Raw genomic sequence first — 17699 nt, forward strand, 5'->3', positions numbered from 1 at the left:
TTCCACCGTCCGGCGTTCAAAGCAAGCGCCCCTGCTCCGGACCCTGAACGGCATCCAGCGCATCGCGCCAGATGGACATGGTGGCAGGCGCCTTGCGTTCAAGACTGAGCCGGTCGATCGCGGCGACCACATGCTCGATCGACGCATAGCTGCGCTCGATGCGAGGGACGAGATAGGCGGGGGCGCCGTCGCCCAAAGCAAGGCCCCGTTGGGCAGCATGGGAAAGGATAAGGTCGGCGGCCATCGCATCGTCCGGCGGGCCTATCCGAAGCTGCAGGGCCGCCCCGATCCGGCTTCCCAGGTCGGGCAGATCGATGCGCCACGCGCCCTCGCCTACGGCGATCAGCAAGGGTCGCCCCTCGCCCTGTGCGCGATTCCAGAGGTGGAAGATTTCGTCCTCGGATGCGCTTTTCGCATCATCGATGACTATTCCGTCAGGCGTTTCCGCGAACCAGCGCAGGAACAGGCTTTTCCCGGAACGCGGCGGCCCGGTAAGGACGGCGGTACGGTAAGGCCAGTCTTCCGGTCGGCCGAGCGCATCGGCAACCGCGCGGTTGCCTTCGCCCAGCACGATCTGCGCCGGACCGCTTGCAAGACCATCGGATAGAGGAAGAGCGAACTGCGCCACGCCCGCGCGATCTTCAGCGCGAAATCGACAGCGCGCTCGACCCTTGCTGTACCGTGAGGCCGCGGGCGCGCAACGCGGCGGCAAGTTCGCCGATCGAGCCGCCATAGCTCACCGTCATGACCGAGGTTCCGCCAATCGCTGTACTGCGCGTGCCGGCATTGCGAACGCCGGGCGTCCCGCGAACGGCCGCAAGCAGGCTGTCGAAAGCCTCCGCATCGGGCGTTGCGAACTGCACCGTATACAGCGCGACCGAACCTTCCGGTGGCGGCGTGTTGACCGGTGCATCGGTGATCGTACCATCGCTTTCCGCGTTCTCGCTCGGTGACGCCACATCGCGCCGTGCGGCGGCGGCGTCCTGCGCCCGGTATTGCCGCCCCAGTTCCACCAGCCGCGCGACTACGGGCGTCAATTCCCCGCCATCGATCTCCAGCGTCGGGTCGGGTTTGAGGCGACCACTGGCCAGAGCACGCTCGAAGATGCCGTTGAAGCTCAATACTGCGCGATCGAGCATGGCGGGAAGCTGCGCACTGTTTTCCGCACGCATGGTAAAGGTTTCCAGCAGGATCGAATCGGGACCATAGCGGGCCGAGAACGTGCCGTTAACCGGTCCGCCGGGATATTCGTAATCGAGGCGTGCTATCGGCACCAGCACATCGGAAGCGTTGAACTGGTCGAGCACGTTGCGCCACCATGTGCGGCTACGCCGACCGGTCTGCCCGTAGGTCAGAAGGAGCGATTCGCCGCCGGACCCGCTGGGGCGGACGTAATCGATCCGGCTGGCACCGGCCTGGTATTCGGCCCAGGCACGCTGCCATTCGTTACGCTGCTCGTACAACAGCTCGACGCCGCCGGAGAACGTCACCGGCAATAGCAGCAGTGGTGCGGAGCGGGTGATCTGCCCTGACGCGCCGAGATAGCGGGATGCGCGCTCGCGGTCGAATACCACGCCGAGGGTTGCCACATAGCGCTTGGGACCCATGCGCTCGCGCTGGATGACGATGGCGGATACCAGCGAATCGATGGTTGAGTCCGGCAGGCTTGGTCCGTCGATTTTTTCCCACGCCTTGCGCTGCGCCTCTACCCATGCCTCGTCGCGCGCGGCGAGGCCGTTTTCGGCGCTTACATCGACTTCGATCCCCTGCACTTCGATATCGGACGTGGCGGCGACAGGCGCGATGCCGCGGTCCCCGCTGACCTGCGCATAGGCATACCATCCGCCAGCCCCCGCCAGTGCGAAAGCAGGTGCGATCATGGCAAAGCGGCGGGCGCGCGAGGTGGGAAAGGAAAGTCGCATGGGGAAAGCGAGCGCCTTTTGCCCAATCGCCAGTGGAAATCCAAGCGCGAATGCGCAAAGGCTTCCTGCATGAGCAGCGATACGCCTTCCTACACCTACGAACAGGCCGGAGTTTCGATTGAGGCGGGCAATGCGCTGGTCAAGGCGATCGGCCCACTGGTCAAGGCCACGATGCGCCCCGGTGCGGATGGTGAGATTGGCGGGTTCGGCGGCTTTTTCGATCCGAAGGCGGCGGGGTACAAAGATCCCCTGCTGGTCGCCGGGAACGACGGGGTCGGCACCAAGCTCAAGCTCGCGATCGACACCGACCGTCACGATACGGTGGGCATCGATCTCGTCGCGATGTGCGTCAACGATCTGATCGTGCAAGGCGCCGAACCGCTCTTCTTTCTCGACTATTTCGCCACCGGCAAGCTGGAGAACGGCGTCGCGGAACGCGTAATCGCCGGCATCGCGGAGGGCTGCAAGCAGGCCGGATGCGCCCTGATCGGAGGCGAGACGGCGGAGATGCCGGGCATGTACGCGCCCGGCGACTACGACCTTGCAGGTTTCTGCGTCGGCGCGGTGGAGCGCGGAGAGCAATTGACCGGCGAGCGGGTTGCGCCCGGTCATATCCTGCTCGGCCTTGCCAGTTCGGGCGTGCATTCCAACGGCTATTCGCTGGTCCGGCGTTTGGCGGCGGACAAGGGCTGGAAGCTCGATCGTCCCGCTATGTTCGATCAGGATCGTCTTTTGATCGAGTTCCTGCTCGAGCCCACGCGCATCTATGTCCGCAACCTCCTCCCGCTGGTCCGCGACGGGCTGATCGATGCGCTGGCGCATATCACCGGCGGCGGTCTGCTCGAAAACATACCGCGCGTGCTGCCGGCGGGCGCGCATGCAGAGGTCGATGCCGACGGTTGGTCACAGTCCGGGTTGATGGCGTTCCTGCAGGCTCAGGGCAATATCGAGCCTGCCGAAATGGCCCGCACGTTCAATTGCGGCGTCGGTATGGTGCTGGCCGTCGAGCCGGCACAGGCGGAAATCGTGCGCACGCGGTTGGAAAAGGCAGGCGAAACCGTATTGCCGGTCGGCCGGATCGTAGAGGGCGAGAAAGGCTGCACGGTCAGCGGATCGGCCGGCACATGGGCGGCCAAACAGGACTGGTCGGTGACGCATAATGGCTGAGAAGGCCCGGGTTGCCGTGTTCATTTCAGGCCGCGGCACGAACATGGCGTCGCTGCTCTATGCGAGCCGCCTGCCCGGCGCGGCGTACGAGATCGTCCTTGTGGCGGCAAACGACCCCGGGGCTAAAGGCCTCGCTCTGGCCGAGGCGGAAGGCATTGCGACCTTCGCTCTTTCCCATAAGGGCATGGCCCGCGCCGATCATGATGCCGCGATGTCGTCGGCAGCGAAAAAGGCGGATGCGGACTACATCGCTCTCGCCGGTTACATGCGCATCCTCGGCGAGGCGTTTGTAGAAGAATGGGCCGGGCGGCTGCTCAATATCCACCCCTCCCTGCTGCCGAAATATCCGGGGCTCGACACCCATGCGCGCGCGATTGCGGCGGGCGACTCGCATGGCGGCGTTTCGGTGCATCTGGTGACCGGCGAGCTCGACGCCGGGGAAGTGCTCGGCCAACTCTCGGTTGCCATCCTCGTGGGCGATACTACGGACGATCTCGCAAGCCGCGTGCTGTTTGCCGAACACCAGCTCTATCCGCAGGTGCTGAACGCGTATGTCTCGCGCCAGCACGACGGCGAGCATCTGCTCGCCAAGGTGCGGAGCCTTGCCCTCACCCTTCCCCAGACGCACGAGCGCGAAAGCCACGGCTCGCCCGGCTGGCGCGTCGGCACGGAGGCATCGGGCAAGTATTTCGCCCATTTCGCCGACCGGCACCACGGCGCGCCGCATATCGCGCTTTTGGTGAAGACCGGCAGCATGGACGAATTGCTCGACCTCGTGGAGGCGCAGCCCGAGGTGTATTTCAAGCCCGCCTATTACGGCGCGAGCGGGTGGATCGGGGTGATCCTTAACCGCGAGGGGCTGGACTGGCAGGACGTTGCCGACTGGCTTGAGCGGAGCTGGCGCAGCGTCGCGCCGAAGACGGCCGTGCGCTCGCTGGATGCGGCCTGATCTCATGCGCCAGACCCGCTCACTCCTCTTCTTCCTCGTCGCGATGATCGGGATTGCCTTCCTCGCCTATCGCGGCGTGGGCGAGGAAGAGGGCGACGGCCCGACGACCTTCGAAACGGTCCTGATCGTCGCCGCCGTTTTGCTGGGCGCGCACGCTCTGCGCTATGTCATATATCGCCTCGCCGGCCGGAACGGGCCGCGCGATTGAGCCGGGTTCCCCCCCGACCACATCCCCTCGCCCGCTCAGTTGCCGCCGAGCGGGCGAATGCCATGCTGGAGCGGGCATGGGCGCGCGGATGTGCATCGAAGCCCAGTCTCGACCCCGACCGCATCTGGTACGACGCGGCCAAAGGCTATTCCCCGCAGGACGAACGTTCGATCCGAAGCGAGGAGGACGTCGCAGATTTTCGCGAACGGCTGAACTGGCTATGCCGATCCTTGCGCGAAGAAGCCGACCTTAATGCGCTCGGCCTCGTCATGGCCTATGGACAATTGCGCAAGGCGGTGCGCGAACGGCACCAGCTCGGGCGGTTGTGGAACGAGAAGCCGAAGCTCGCCCGAACCCAAATCGCTCCGCCCATCGCGGTCGTCGGTGTGATGCGTTCGGGCACGACGCGGGTGCATCGCTTGCTCGCGGCGGACCCGCGCCACTGCGGCACACGGTTCGGCGACAGCCATTATCCTGTCCCGTCCTCGCCCGATCTTCGCCCGCTCAAGGCGCGCGTCGGCCTGGCCCTGCTCGGCAGACTCGATCCTTGGCTGCAGATCATGCATCCGGTGACGCCGACCGGCATCGACGAGGAAATCGGCTGGCTTGCGGCCGCCCTCTCGCCGCCGTCCTACGAAGCGCAGTGGACCATTCCGTCCTTCGTCCGGTGGAGCGAAGCGCGCGATGCCCGCCCCGTCTATGCCGAATTTGCGCGTATCCTACGCACCGATGCGGCGCATCATGGCAATGCCGGGAAAACCCGCATTCTGAAGTGTCCGCAATTCACCGAAGATCTGCCTGCTTTGCTATCAGCGTTTCCGGACCTCCGCATTGTCGCCACCGCCCGCGATCCCGATGCCGTATGGCGCAGCGCCGTTTCGATGGTCACATGCCAGAGCGGATATCAAACCCGTTCACCGGACCTCACCCGCGTCGAAGCCGAATGCGACCGGAAACTGCGGTATCGCAGCGCGTCGATGGATGAGGGACTTAAAGGAACCGATCGACCGGTCGCACGCGTGAGCTTCTCCGAACTCAATCGCGATTGGAGAGAGGCGGTCAGCAAGATTTACGCGCAAATCGGTCTGACCCTCGATGCGTCGGCGCTTCGGGCGATGGAAGCGGAAGTAAGCCGCACTCCGAAACGCTCGCTCGCTTCCCACCGCAAGCAGATCGACGACTTCGCGCTCGAGCGGCCTAGGCCGCCCGCCGAAGCGGTCAGCCTTTAAGGCGGGCAGGTCTCGAAACGGATGCCGGAAGATCGCGAAATTTGGGCAAGGTCAATTTGTTACCTTGCCGCATGGTCTCGATATAATTGACCACGCCGTTTTCGAAGGCAAAGCGCCAAAACGCCGTACCCGTAATTTCTTCGTGTCGACTTTCCACTCGGCCGCGCAGCAACACTTCGTCACCGTTGTGCGTCGTCAGATCAATATGGACTTCAAGATCGCTGTAGACCTTGCGGAAGGCCTGGTCGCGCTTCAGGAAAGCGTCACGCCCTTCGATCCGTGCTCCGCCGATATCGGCAACCACAAGATCCTCCGCGAGATAAATCGATGCCTGTTCGGTGTCGCCCGCGTCGAGGCAGGACAGCAGATTATTCACCGACGCTTCGCGCCAGCGCTTGCTTTTCTTCCCGAAGAATACAGACCACACCATCCCATGGGCGCTTTAGCACCCACAAGCGAAACCGCCATTCACTTTTGATGTAGTGGCGGCAGGTGGAGATTTATTTGCGGGCGGCTGAGATCCGAGCCGCCCGCAATATACTTAACGATTATTAACCGACGATTTCATCTTCGTCGAAGAAGAACTTGATCTCGTTCGCCGCATTTTCGTCCGAATCGGAACCGTGAACCGAATTCGCTTCGATGCTTTCGGCATAGGTCTTGCGGATCGTGCCTTCTTCGGCATCGGCGGGGTTGGTTGCACCCATGACGTCGCGATTGCGCTTCACCGCGTCTTCGCCTTCCAGAACCTGTACTACGACCGGGCCGCTGACCATGAAATCGACGAGTTCGCCGTAGAAGGGGCGGTCCTTATGGACTTCGTAGAACCCCTCGGCCTGCTCACGCGACATCTGGATGCGCTTGGAGGCGACGACGCGCAGGCCCGCATCTTCCAGCATCTTGGTTACGGCGCCGGTCAGGTTGCGGCGGGTGGCATCGGGCTTGATGATCGAAAAGGTGCGGGTGGCCGCCATGATAAAATCCTTCGTCATGTAAGGGGGAATAAGCTGGCCGCGCCCCTAGCGCCGGGCGGGCGAAGCGGCAAGCCGTTCTAAAACCCCTTGCCAACGACCAGCTGAGCCTGCGTGACGTTGCCTTCGCGACGTGCATTGATGGAGAAGGTCAGTTGCAGCGCAGCATTCTCGCCGCCGAGCGTGAGGCTTTCGCTGCCCGGCACATCGACATTCGGCGTAATGCCGGCGGCGGCGGCCAGTTCTCGGTAGAAGGCGATGACTTCGCGAGGTGTATCGACCGTCTCGAAATCGAGATAGACGAGCCGCGCATCGGCCTGCTCGACCCTTGTATTGTGCAGCACCTCCGCACCGGGATAGGCCACGAAAGGTTCGGGCAAAGCGGCGGGAAGGTTTTCACCTGCTTTGAGGCGCGTTACCACGCCTTCCGGATCGACATGTTCGGCAGAGACAGAACCGGTCGCAGGGTCGATATCGTAGCGGCCTGCCGTTTCCAAACGTGTAGCGGGCTCGCCTTCCGGCTCCTGCGAACCGCAGGCGGTCAGCGCTAGCGCGCATAGCGGAAGACAGAAGCGGGCGACCATGCCGGACCGACGGGTGAGCGCCGCGCCGGTTCCTCAGCCGGCGAGTTTCCAGCGCCCGCGTTCGTCCTGCTTGAAGAAGCGCCGCTCGATATCGTCACGACCTGCGAATTGGCGCCAAAGATCGCGCGCGGCATCGGTGGCGGTGTCATCGAACAGCAGGATCGCCCGCTCGAACGCTGCTGCATCTTCGCGCCATTCGCCGTCCGCGAGCAAAGTCATTGTGGCATCGTTCGTCCGGTCGCACGTCTCGCCGATCAGGATCGGCTGGCGGTCGGCCCCGGCCTCATCCGCCATGCCGTTCGCCAGGAAAGCAGGCGGGTCCTGCGCCCACAGTGCGTCCGATAGGCGGCGGCGCAAGGCTTCGTCGCGCGCAACCATGGCCAGCCTGGCACCGCTTTCCAGGACCTTGCCCGCCAGAAGGGGAACGACCCGCTCCACCGGATCGCGCGACAGCTGATAGAAATCGACCTGCATCGCGCTATGCTCCGCCCTTGTTGCGGCGGCACCGTTCGGAGCAGTACTTCACCGCGTCCCAATCGCGCGCCCATTTCTTCCGCCACGCGAAATCGAGGCCGCAGGCGGCGCAGACCTTGGTCGGAAGATCGCCCTTGCGCCGCATCTTCGCCATTATCCGCGCGCCCCGCTATTCAGTTCAACCTTCGGCGGTTTCGGCGATCAGCGTATCGATAAGTCGCACACCGAAACCGGTTGCGCCCTTGCCCCAGGTGCGGCCGGGCTTATCCGACCAGACCATTCCGGCGACGTCGCAATGCGCCCATGGCGTACCGTCCGCAATGAAGCGCTGGAGGAATTGCGCCGCAGTGATCGAACCGGCGGCGCGGCCACCGATGTTCTTCATGTCGGCAATCGGACTGTCGAGTAGCTTGTCGTAAGCCGGACCGATCGGCATGCGCCACACCTTGTCGCCGCTCTTCGTACCGGCGGCAGCGAGGTCGCCAGCCAGCGTATCGTCGTTGGAGAATACGCCCGCATATTCATGGCCCAGCGCAACGATCATAGCGCCGGTCAGCGTGGCGAAATCGACGATCCGCGCGGGTTCGTGCTCCTGCTGCACCCAGTGGAGCGCATCGGCCAGCACCAGCCGCCCTTCAGCGTCGGTGTTGAGCACTTCGATGGTCTGCCCGCTCATGCTGGTGACCACGTCACTCGGGCGCAGGGCGTTGCCATCGGGCATGTTTTCCACGAGCCCCATCACGCCGATGATATTGGCCTTGGCCTTGCGCTTTACGAGCGCGAGCATACCGCCCGCGACCGCGCCGGCGCCGCCCATGTCCCACTTCATGTCTTCCATGCCCGCGCCCGGCTTGATGGAGATGCCGCCGGAATCGAAGGTCACGCCCTTGCCGACGAAGGCGGTCGGCGCTTCGCCGCTTTTGCCACCGTTCCAGCGAATGGCGAGCAGGCGCGAACCGCGCGCCGAGCCCTGCCCGACACTGAGCAAAGAGCCCATGCCGAGTTCTTCCATCTGGTCGTCATCAAGCACGACGATCTCGGCGCCGGTGCCTTCGAACCGCTCGCGGCAGCGGGCGACGAAGCTTTCGGGATAGAGGATGTTGGCCGGTTCGGTGACAAGTTCGCGAGTGAATTCGATGCCATCGGCGAGATGTCCGGCCTTCGTCCAGGCATCTTCCGCTCCGTCGGGCGCCCCGACTATGGTCAGGGTTTCGAGCGTGACCTTCTGCTCGTCCTTCATCTTGGTGCGGTAGATATCGTACCGCCAGTTGCGCAGCCGGATGCCGAGGACGACATGCGCCGCTTCCTGCGCCGAAAGGCCCGCATCGGACAGGTCGAGGACGAGTTCCTCCACTCCGATGCTTTGATACTTCGCCGCCAGAGCCGCGCCCGCTTTTTCCAGATTGGCCAGCCGTTCCTCGGCATCGGGCATACCCGCTCCGACAATGGCGAGCCGTGCGACGGTATCGCCGCTTTCCTCGAACCCGTCGAACACCTGCCCCGGCGTCCCCTTGAAGCGCGCAGCCTCGGCCCCTTCGCGCATTGCGCGCGACAGGGAAGATGGCAGCTTGCCCTTGTCGGCGATCTGCGCAATGAGGCGCGCCGCCTGCGGACGGGTCTGGCTAAACTGGATGTGCATGGAAACTCCTGAGAAACTGGGTGCGCGCAGCCTTGCGGACCGGGCCGGGGCTGCGTCGTTGTCGATTGCAGTTAGGAGCGGCGGGTGCGATAGGCAAGCGATGCTCCCGCCAGCCGAGCCTGCCTTGCGTCCCTTCGCATCCATGCTCGCCCTAGCGTTGGCGCTTGCGTTCGCAGCGCCTGCCATGGCGCAGGAAGGCGCGGCGACCGGGACCGGCACGGTCGAGGAGCCGGAAGGCGAAAGCCCGACCGACATTCCGGCGCCGCAAGACCCGTTGATGCGCGATGTCGCCGATCCGGACAACCAGCCCGGCCTTCCGCCCGCCACGCCCGAATTCAACGCAGCCGGCGAACGCCAGATCGGCTTCGCGGCCGATATCCTGAGCTACGATTCCAACGGCGAGACGGTCACCGCCGAGGGCAATGTCGTCCTGACGTCGGGCGACCGTTCCGTCCGTGCCGACAGCGTGACGTGGAACCAGACGACCGGCGAGATCTATGCGAGCGGCAACGTCCGCTTCGTCGATGAGGACGGCAACCAGCTCTATTCCGATCGCATCGAACTCAACGACCGGTTCGAGGCGGGGTCGCTCGAGAACCTCCTGCTCGCCTTGCGCGAAGGCGGTCGTCTTGCTGCGGAATCGGGCTCGCGCGCGGCGGACGGTACCGTCGAACTGAACCGTGCGGCCTATACCGCCTGCGAAGTCGTCACGCCCGAAGGCTGTCCAAAAGAGCCGAGCTGGCGCATCACGGCGGAGCGCGTGGTGTACGAGCCGGCCGAATCGCGAGTGCGCTTCTCCGATGCTTATCTGGAATTATTCGGCGCCCGCATCCTGCCCTTGCCCGGACTCACGATCCGCACCGATGGCGGGCCCTCTTCCGGCGCACTGATTCCCGATTTCCGGGTCTCACGACGCAATGGTGTCGAGGTATCCGGAAGCTATTACGTCCGCCTTGCCCCGAACAAGGACCTGACCGCCTCCGCCTACCTCTTCACCGAAGCGCCGCCGATGGTGTCGGCGCAGTGGCGGCATCTGACCGACAAGGGCGCGTACCAGATCACCGGCTACGCTACCTACAGCCAGCGCCTGACCGACTTCGGCGCCGAGACCCTCTCGAGCCAGTCCGATCCGCGCGGATATCTGTTCGCCAACGGCAAGTTCCAGTTCACGCCCGAATGGAGCCTGACGAGCTCGATCCGCGTCGCCAGCGACCGCACCTTCCTTCGGCGTTACGATATCAGCCGCGACGATCGGCTTCGCTCGATGGTCGAACTGGAACGGATCGACGACAGTTCGTATTTCTCGCTGGCCGGCTGGGCGACACAGACGCTGCGGCTCAATCAGGATCAGGGACAGGTTCCGATCGCCCTCCCCGTGCTCGACTATCGCAAACGACTGAGCGATCCTGTGCTGGGGGGTAAGGTAGAGCTCCAGGCGAACACGCTGGCGATAACCCGTACCGAAGGCCAGGATACGCAGCGCGCTTTTGCCAAAGCCAAATGGGATCTGCGTACCGTAACCCCTCTCGGCCAAGTTCTCACCCTCACCGCGCTTGCTCGCGGCGACATGTACCATTCGGACCAGAACGAGCTGACCGACACCGTCAGCTATCGCGGCAATAGCGGCTGGCAAGGCCGTGGCATCGCGCTGGGTGCAGCCGATGTCGAATGGCCGCTGGTCGGAGCATTTCTGGGCGGGACACAGGTTCTGACGCCGCGTGTGCAACTGGTCGTGACGCCGCCCGTGCCTAATTTGGACATTCCGAACGAGGATGCACGCGCGATCGATCTGGAAGATTCGAACCTGTTCGCCCTCAACCGCTTCCCCGGTTACGACCGCTTCGAGGACGGTGCACGCGTCACATACGGGTTCGATTGGGAAATGCGCCGGCCGGGCTGGGAAGTGAACGCCAATTTCGGCCAGTCCTTCAGGCTCGACAACGACCGGACGATCTTCCCCGACGGCACGGGCTTGTCCGAAAAGTTCAGCGACTTCGTCGGTCGGACCCAGGTGCGTTACCGCGACTTCGTGGCGGTCACCCACCGCTACCGGCTCGATAAGGACAATCTCGCCGTCCGCCGCAACGAATTCGATGCCACGATCGGCAGCCGCAAGACTTATGCCGAAATCGGCTACCTTCGGCTCGATCGCAACATCATGACGGTGGAAGATTTGCAGGACCGTGAGGAGTTGCGTGCGGCGGCACGGGTCGCTTTCCTCAATTACTGGTCGGTTTTCGGATCCGGCGTCTTCAATCTTACCGATGCGGAGGAAGATGCCACTCTTTCTAGCGATGGCTTTCAGCCGATCCGCACCCGGCTCGGCTTCGCCTATCAGGACGACTGCCTCGAACTCGGGCTGACCTGGCGTCGGGATTACGTTTCGGCAGGGGACGCGCGGCGCGGCAATACCTTCCAAGTCTTCTTCGCCCTGCGCAATCTGGGGTTCCGCTGAGTCGGCCCCGTTGGCATCGGGCGGCAAACCCGCTATCCGCGCCCGCAATCAGCAACGGTTAAGCCGCCTCGCGGCATTCGATCGCATCTTCGGGCGCAGAAGCAAGCGCCGCAAACTGGAACGATACGCGTGAAAGCACATCTTTTTTCCAATCTGGTCGGCCTCGTATCCGCACTCGGCCTTGCTGCCACACCGCTCGCGGTGCAGGCGCAGGCCTCGCAGGCGGTCGAGAACGATCTGGGCCTGCCCGATCAGGTCACCATGCTGACCAATCCCGATCCCAACGTCCGCCGAGCGACGGCGGTCGTGAACGGGCAAGTCATTACCGGTACCGATCTCAACCAGCGCCTCGCGCTGCTCACGGCTGCTAACGAGCAGGAGCTGAGCGAACAGGAATTGCAGCAGGTCCGCGCGCAGGTGCTGCGCAACCTGATCGACGAGACCTTGCAGATCCAGGCTGCACAGGCGGCGGATATCAATATCGCCCAGGCCGAAATCGATCAGACCTACAATCGCGTGGCTGCCCAGAACTTCGGGCAGCGCACCGATCAGATGGATCAGTATCTCAGCAGCATCGGGTCTTCGCCGGGTTCGCTCAAGCGGCAGATCCAGGGTGAGCTCGCTTGGCAGCGCTTGCTGCGCCAGAAGGTCGCTTTCTTCGTCAACGTCTCGGCAGAGGAAGTGAACGAGTTGATGGAGCGGTTGAACGCGTCCAAAGGTACGGACGAGTACCGTCTCGGAGAAATCTACCTCTCGGCCAATTCCGCCAACAAGACGGCGGTCGAGGCGAACGCTGCCAAGATCATGGAGCAGCTGCGCCAGGGCGGCAGTTTCGTCGCCTACGCCCGCCAGTTCTCCGAAGCCTCCACGGCGGCGGTGGGTGGTGACCTGGGCTGGATTCAGCTTCCCCAGCTCAAGAACGCGCAGCTCGAATCGGTCGCGCGCGAGATGGAGCCCGGCCAGCTCGTCGGTCCGATCGCGATACCCGGCGGCTATTCCATCCTGTATCTCATCGACAAGCGCCAGGTGCTGACCGCCGATCCGCGCGATGCGCTCCTTAGTCTCAAGCAGATCCAGGTCGGGTTCGAACCCGGCGCGAGCGAGGCGCAGAACCGGGCCAAGCTGCAGGAATTCACGGAAGGCGTGCAGGCCATGCGCGGCTGCGGCGATGCCGATCAGGCGGCGGCGGCCCTCGGTGCCAGCATCGTCAATAACGACCAGATCCGTGCACGTTCGCTGCCGGAGCAATTGCAGAACATCGTCTTGCAACTGCAGGTCGGCCAGACGACGCCACTGTTCGGGTCTGTCGAAGAGGGCGTGCGCGTCCTGATGCTGTGCGGCCGCGACGATCCACAAGCTGCCGAAGGGCCGGATTTCGACGAGTTGATGGCACAACTCGAGGACGAACGGATCGGCAAGGCTGCGCAGCGCTATCTGCGCGACCTGCGCAACGACGCCTATATCGAGTACAACTGATTTCGGCGAGCGCGCCGCTGGCGGTGTCGCTCGGCGATCCCGCAGGTATCGGCCCGGAGATTATCGCCGCAGCTTGGGCTGCGCGTAAGGACCTCGACCTTCCGCCATTTTTGGTGGTGGGTGGGGAGAACCTACTGCGCGAAGCGGCGATGATGCGCGGTTTGGACATTGCGATCCGGGTGGTCGAAACGCCCGATGCAGCGCTCGAAACCTTTGCCGGCGCTCTACCCGTCTTCGGTGCCTCCGATTGCGAATACCGACCCGGGGAACCGCAACCCAACGCCATCGCGGTCGCATTGGGCTCGCTCGAAACGGCAACCGGGCTTGCTCGTGCGGGGGCGGCAGCGGGCATCGTCACAGCACCCGTTGCGAAGGTGCAGCTGGCGTCCATCGGGTTTCATTATCCCGGGCAGACCGAATATCTTGCCGCCGCCTGTGGCCTGCCGGAAGAGGACGCGGTGATGATGCTCGCCGGCCCTAGCCTACGCGCCGTGCCCCTCACCGTACATTGTGCCCTGATCGAAGTGCCGGATCGCCTCACCACCGACCTGATCTGCCGCAAGGCGCGCATCGTCTGCAACGCCCTGCGGCGCGATTTCGGTATCGACACGCCGCGCCTCGCCATCGCGGGGCTAAACCCCCATGCCGGGGAAGGCGGTCGCTTCGGAGACGAGGAAGCGCGCATCATCCTGCCCGCTATCGAGCGATTGCAGGCCGATGGCCTCGACGTCACCGGGCCGCATCCCGGCGACGCCCTCTTCACACCCCGCGCCCGTGAAAATTACGATGCGGCGCTCGCCATGTATCACGATCAGGCGCTTATCCCGTTGAAGGCACTGGATTTCGACGAAGGGGTGAACGTTACTCTCGGCCTGCCCATCATCCGCACCTCGCCCGATCATGGCACCGCGTTCGATATTGCGGGAAAAGGCTTAGCCGATCCCGGTGCGATGATCGCGGCGATCCGCATGGCAGGCGAGATGGCTGCGCGGCGGGCCGGGTCTTAAGACTTCGGCAAGCGGACGATGCCCGAACTTCCCCCTCTTCGCGAAATCATTGCCCGGCATGGGCTGAGCGCGTCGAAAAGCCTTGGCCAAAACTTCCTGTTCGACGAGCAGTTGCTCGACCGGATCGCCGCCCTCCCCGGCTCGCTCGATGGCAAGGCGGTGCTGGAAGTCGGCCCCGGGCCGGGCGGCCTGACGCGGGCTCTCCTGCGCGCCGGCGCGCATGTTACCGCGATCGAGATGGATCGCCGCTGCCTGCCTGCCCTCGCGGAACTGGGCGAAGCCTACCCCGCCCAGCTGCGCGTGATCGAGGGCGACGCGCTTAAGATCGGCCATGCCGAACTTATGGGCGGCGAGCCTTTCGCCGTGCTTTCCAACCTGCCTTACAACGTCGGCACCGCGCTGTTCGTGCGCTGGCTGGGCGGCGAAGCATGGCCCCCGCCCTGGACCAGTCTAACGTTGATGTTCCAGCAAGAGGTCGCCCAGCGCATCGTCGCGCCACCCGGCGGTTCGGCCTATGGCAGGCTTGCCGTTCTGGCGCAGTGGCGCGCGAAGGCAAAACTCGCGATGAAGGTGCACCGCAGCGCCTTCACTCCGCCTCCCAAGGTGATGAGTGCAGTGGTTCACGTAACGCCGGAGCAAATGCCGGAGGGTGTCTCTATCGGCATGCTCGAGCGGATAACCGAGGCCGCTTTCGGCCAGCGCCGAAAAATGCTGCGCCAAAGCTTGAAAGCCGTTCCCGGGGCCGTCGAGGCACTTGAAGGATTGGGCATCGATCCGACGCGGCGTGCGGAGACGCTCTCGATCGAGGAGTTCGTCTCACTGGCGCGCTGTCTTACCGGCGATCGAGGTTAATCTCGAAACGAATGGCAGACGCTATCCATTGATAGGGCAAAGGAGATTTTCCATGCCCACCACTGCCATCGCCATTAATTGCTCACTCAAGAAATCCTCCGGCGATCCCAGTTCGACCGATGCCATGATCGACGTGCTTAAGGGTGCCTTCGACAAGCATGATGTCACACTTGCCGAAACGCTGCGCATAGCCGATTACAACGTGTTGCCCGGCGTCACATCGGACGAAGGCGAAGGCGACGAATGGCCGCAGCTGCGCGAGAAAATTCTCGCTCACGACATTCTGGTTTTCGGCGGCCCGATATGGATGGGCCAGGTCGGCTCCATCGCCAAGCGCGTGCTCGAACGGATGGACGCTTTCGTATCGGAAACCGACGATCAAGGCCGCATGCCGAGCTACGGCAAGGTCGCCGTGGCCGCCATCGTCGGAAACGAGGATGGCGCGCATTGGAGTTCGGCGCAAATCTTCCAGTCGTTGAACGATACGGGCTGGACCATACCGGCTGTCGCTGCCTGCTACTGGGTCGGCGAAGCGATGGGCAGCACTGATTTCAAGGAGCTCGACAACACGCCCGATAAGGTACAGCAAACCGCCAATATGGTCGCCGGGAATGCGGCACACCTCGCAAAGCTGCTGAAGGATGCGCCGTATCCGGGTACGGGAGACTAACCCGCCGCTTCCTTTTTCTTCAAACGCCAGGCGTGGAGCAACGGTTCGGTATAGCCGCTCGGCTGCTCCGCGCCTTTGAAGATCAGGTCTTTCGCCGCGCTGAAGGCCGGGCCGTCCCGGTTCTCCAGTAGCGGCTCGTAAAGCGGATCGCCCGCATTCTGCTCGTCCACCTTAGCGGCCATGCGATCAAGGCTTTCCATCACCTGATCTTCTGTGATTACGCCATGCTGCAGCCAGTTGGCGATGTGCTGCGAGGAAATGCGCAGGGTCGCGCGGTCTTCCATCAGGCCAACATCGTTGATGTCCGGCACCTTTGAACAGCCGACACCCTGATCGATCCAGCGCACGACGTAACCGAGCAAGCCCTGGCAGTTATTGTCCAGTTCCTCGCGGATCTCGTCGTCGGACCAGTTCGCCCCGTCGGCCAGCGGGATGGTGAGCAGTTCGTCCAGCTTCGCCGCATCGGGGAGGCCCTTCTGTATCTCGAACACGTCCTCGCGGTGATAGTGGATCGCGTGGAGCGTTGCCGCCGTCGGGCTCGGAACCCATGCGGTGTTGGCCCCTGCGCGCAGATGACCGATCTTCTCGATCATCATCTGTCCCATCAGGTCGGGCGCGGCCCACATGCCCTTGCCGATTTGCGCGCGGCCCGAAAGCCCATGGGCAAGCCCGATGCCGACATTGCGCGCCTCGTAAGCCTTCAACCATGCGGAGTTCTTCATCGCGCCCTTGCGCAACATCGCGCCCGCTCGCATCGACGTATGGATTTCGTCGCCCGTCCGGTCGAGGAAGCCCGTGTTGATGAAGACGATGCGGTCCTTCACCGCATGAATGCAGGCGGCAAGGTTGACGCTGGTGCGCCGCTCCTCGTCCATCACGCCGACCTTGATGGTGTGGCGCGGCAGGTCGAGCAGGTCTTCCACCGCATTGAACAGGTCGTTGGTGAAGGCGCATTCATCCGGCCCGTGCATCTTGGGCTTCACGATATAGATTGAACCGGTGCGACTGTTCCCGAGTTCGCCCAGCCCCTTCACATCATGTGCGCCGATGGCCGAGGTGATCACGGCGTCCATGATCCCTTCGGGGATATCATCGCCTTGCCAACGCATCGCCGGATTTGTCATGAGGTGGCCGACATTGCGCACGAACATCAGGCTGCGACCCGGTAGCGTGAAGTCCTTGCCGTTGGTCCAGCTGCGATCTTCGGCCAGCGTGCGGGTGACGCTTTCCCCACCCTTCTGAAATGTCTCGCGCAAATCGCCGCGCATCAGGCCGAGCCAGTTGCGATAGGCGACCAGCTTGTCCTCTGCATCGACCGCCGCGACCGAATCCTCGCAATCGGCGATGGTGGTCAACGCCGCTTCGAGCAGCACGTCCTTGATCCCGAGCGGATCGGTCTTGCCGATGGGATGGCTGCGGTCGATCTGGACTTCTATGTGAAGGCCGTTGTGCTCGAACAGAAGCGCCTTCGGGTCTGACGGCGAGCCGCGATACGCCTTGACGATGTTGCTGTCGGGCTTGTCCCAGTCCTTGTCCCAACCGGGAATAGTCTCGTCGAGGAACTCGCGCACCTTCGCGACCACTGCTGCACCGCGCATCTCGTCATATCCGCCCGGCCGCGCAGGCGGCGCGTCGAGTGCATCGGTGCCGTAGAACGCATCATACAGGCTGCCCCAGCGCGCATTGGCCGCGTTCAAGAGGAATCGCGCATTGAGGATCGGCACGACCAGCTGCGGCCCGGCCATCTTCGCGATCTCGGGATCGACGTTCTCGGTGCCGATCTCGAACGGTTCGGGTTCGGGGACGAGATAGCCGATTTCTTTGAGGAAAGCGCGATATTCGCCCGCATCGTGCGGCTTGCCGGCGCGGGCTTCGTGCCAGCTGTCGATCTCGCTCTGGAAGGCCTCGCGCACTTGCAGGAGGTTGCGGTTCACTGGCACGAACCGGTCGAGCAGTTCCGCGAACCCTTGCCAGAATGACTGCGTATCGCGGCCAAGCGGGGCCAGCACCTCGGTCTCGATAAAGCGGGCGAGCGCCGGGTCTACCTCGATACCGGCGTGCGTCACGTAATCTGTCATGAAATTCCTCTGGGCAGC

At 63.6% G+C, this 17699-nt stretch carries 18 protein-coding genes; 9 read left to right on the top strand and 9 right to left on the bottom strand.

Going from position 1 to position 17699, the window contains the following annotated elements; translation table 11 throughout:
* Positions 1–16: 16 nt before the first annotated feature.
* Both E3U23_RS05545 and E3U23_RS05550 read right to left on the bottom strand, forming a co-directional pair.
* Positions 17–628: an ATPase gene (locus tag E3U23_RS05545; protein ID WP_279350203.1), complete on the bottom strand. Its 612-nt coding sequence runs from the start codon at positions 626–628 to the stop codon at positions 17–19.
* A gap of 13 nt (positions 629–641) precedes the next feature.
* A complete protein-coding gene (locus tag E3U23_RS05550; protein WP_279350204.1) occupies positions 642–1880 on the bottom strand; it encodes a heavy-metal-associated domain-containing protein in 1239 nt (412 codons plus the stop codon).
* Between the two features lie 111 nt (positions 1881–1991).
* On the opposite strand from E3U23_RS05550, the gene purM reads away from it, so the two are divergent.
* The 4 genes from purM to E3U23_RS05570 are packed head-to-tail and all read left to right on the top strand — an operon-like array spanning position 1992 to position 5475.
* Positions 1992–3089, top strand: a complete 1098-nt coding sequence (purM, locus tag E3U23_RS05555; protein WP_279350205.1) for a phosphoribosylformylglycinamidine cyclo-ligase — start codon at positions 1992–1994, stop codon at positions 3087–3089.
* A complete protein-coding gene (purN, locus tag E3U23_RS05560) occupies positions 3082–4038 on the top strand; it encodes a phosphoribosylglycinamide formyltransferase (protein ID WP_279350206.1) in 957 nt (318 codons plus the stop codon). The genes purM and purN overlap by 8 nt, the downstream gene beginning before the upstream one ends.
* A 4-nt stretch (positions 4039–4042) precedes the next feature.
* Complete coding sequence (locus E3U23_RS05565; protein WP_279350207.1) at positions 4043–4246, top strand: hypothetical protein; 204 nt, start codon at positions 4043–4045, stop codon at positions 4244–4246.
* The gene (locus E3U23_RS05570) at positions 4243–5475 is read left to right on the top strand and encodes a sulfotransferase family protein (protein ID WP_279350208.1); all 1233 of its coding nucleotides are present in this window, start codon (positions 4243–4245) and stop codon (positions 5473–5475) included. The genes E3U23_RS05565 and E3U23_RS05570 overlap by 4 nt, the downstream gene beginning before the upstream one ends.
* On the opposite strand, the gene E3U23_RS05575 is transcribed toward E3U23_RS05570, so the two are convergent.
* From E3U23_RS05575 to E3U23_RS05600, 6 genes are all read right to left on the bottom strand, one after another.
* Positions 5465–5905 carry a nuclear transport factor 2 family protein gene (locus E3U23_RS05575; protein WP_279350209.1) on the bottom strand — a complete coding sequence of 147 codons (441 nt, stop codon included), beginning with the start codon at positions 5903–5905 and terminating at the stop codon, positions 5465–5467. The genes E3U23_RS05570 and E3U23_RS05575 overlap by 11 nt on opposite strands.
* Positions 5906–6026: 121 nt before the next feature.
* On the bottom strand, positions 6027–6449 hold the full coding sequence (gene ndk / locus E3U23_RS05580; protein ID WP_279350262.1) for a nucleoside-diphosphate kinase: 423 nt from the start codon (positions 6447–6449) through the stop codon (positions 6027–6029).
* Between the two features lie 77 nt (positions 6450–6526).
* Positions 6527–7030, bottom strand: a complete 504-nt coding sequence (locus E3U23_RS05585) for a hypothetical protein (protein ID WP_279350210.1) — start codon at positions 7028–7030, stop codon at positions 6527–6529.
* 33 nt (positions 7031–7063) lie between these two features.
* The gene (locus E3U23_RS05590; RefSeq protein WP_279350211.1) at positions 7064–7504 is read right to left on the bottom strand and encodes a DNA polymerase III subunit chi; all 441 of its coding nucleotides are present in this window, start codon (positions 7502–7504) and stop codon (positions 7064–7066) included.
* 4 nt (positions 7505–7508) lie between these two features.
* Complete coding sequence (locus E3U23_RS05595; RefSeq protein WP_279350212.1) at positions 7509–7658, bottom strand: DUF2256 domain-containing protein; 150 nt, start codon at positions 7656–7658, stop codon at positions 7509–7511.
* 24 nt (positions 7659–7682) lie between these two features.
* On the bottom strand, positions 7683–9143 hold the full coding sequence (locus E3U23_RS05600; RefSeq protein WP_279350213.1) for a leucyl aminopeptidase: 1461 nt from the start codon (positions 9141–9143) through the stop codon (positions 7683–7685).
* Between the two features lie 100 nt (positions 9144–9243).
* On the opposite strand from E3U23_RS05600, the gene E3U23_RS05605 reads away from it, so the two are divergent.
* The 5 genes from E3U23_RS05605 (at position 9244) to E3U23_RS05625 (ending at position 15603) form a co-directional block, all read left to right on the top strand.
* Positions 9244–11598 carry an LPS-assembly protein LptD gene (locus E3U23_RS05605; protein WP_279350214.1) on the top strand — a complete coding sequence of 785 codons (2355 nt, stop codon included), beginning with the start codon at positions 9244–9246 and terminating at the stop codon, positions 11596–11598.
* 129 nt (positions 11599–11727) lie between these two features.
* The gene (locus tag E3U23_RS05610) at positions 11728–13074 is read left to right on the top strand and encodes a peptidylprolyl isomerase (RefSeq protein ID WP_279350215.1); all 1347 of its coding nucleotides are present in this window, start codon (positions 11728–11730) and stop codon (positions 13072–13074) included.
* Positions 13074–14081, top strand: a complete 1008-nt coding sequence (pdxA, locus tag E3U23_RS05615) for a 4-hydroxythreonine-4-phosphate dehydrogenase PdxA (protein WP_279350263.1) — start codon at positions 13074–13076, stop codon at positions 14079–14081. Before E3U23_RS05610 ends, pdxA begins: the two co-directional genes overlap by 1 nt.
* Before the next feature lie 18 nt (positions 14082–14099).
* Positions 14100–14933: a 16S rRNA (adenine(1518)-N(6)/adenine(1519)-N(6))-dimethyltransferase RsmA gene (gene rsmA / locus E3U23_RS05620; protein WP_279350216.1), complete on the top strand. Its 834-nt coding sequence runs from the start codon at positions 14100–14102 to the stop codon at positions 14931–14933.
* A gap of 52 nt (positions 14934–14985) precedes the next feature.
* On the top strand, positions 14986–15603 hold the full coding sequence (locus E3U23_RS05625; RefSeq protein WP_279350217.1) for a flavodoxin family protein: 618 nt from the start codon (positions 14986–14988) through the stop codon (positions 15601–15603).
* On the opposite strand, the gene E3U23_RS05630 is transcribed toward E3U23_RS05625, so the two are convergent.
* Positions 15600–17681, bottom strand: coding sequence for a malate synthase G (locus E3U23_RS05630; protein ID WP_279350218.1), 2082 nt, complete (start codon positions 17679–17681; stop codon positions 15600–15602). The two genes, E3U23_RS05625 and E3U23_RS05630, sit on opposite strands and share 4 nt — an antisense overlap.
* Positions 17682–17699: the final 18 nt, after the last annotated feature.

This window comes from Erythrobacter litoralis (assembly GCF_029760855.1).
In the GTDB taxonomy this organism is placed as follows: Bacteria; Pseudomonadota; Alphaproteobacteria; order Sphingomonadales; family Sphingomonadaceae; genus Qipengyuania; species Qipengyuania litoralis_A.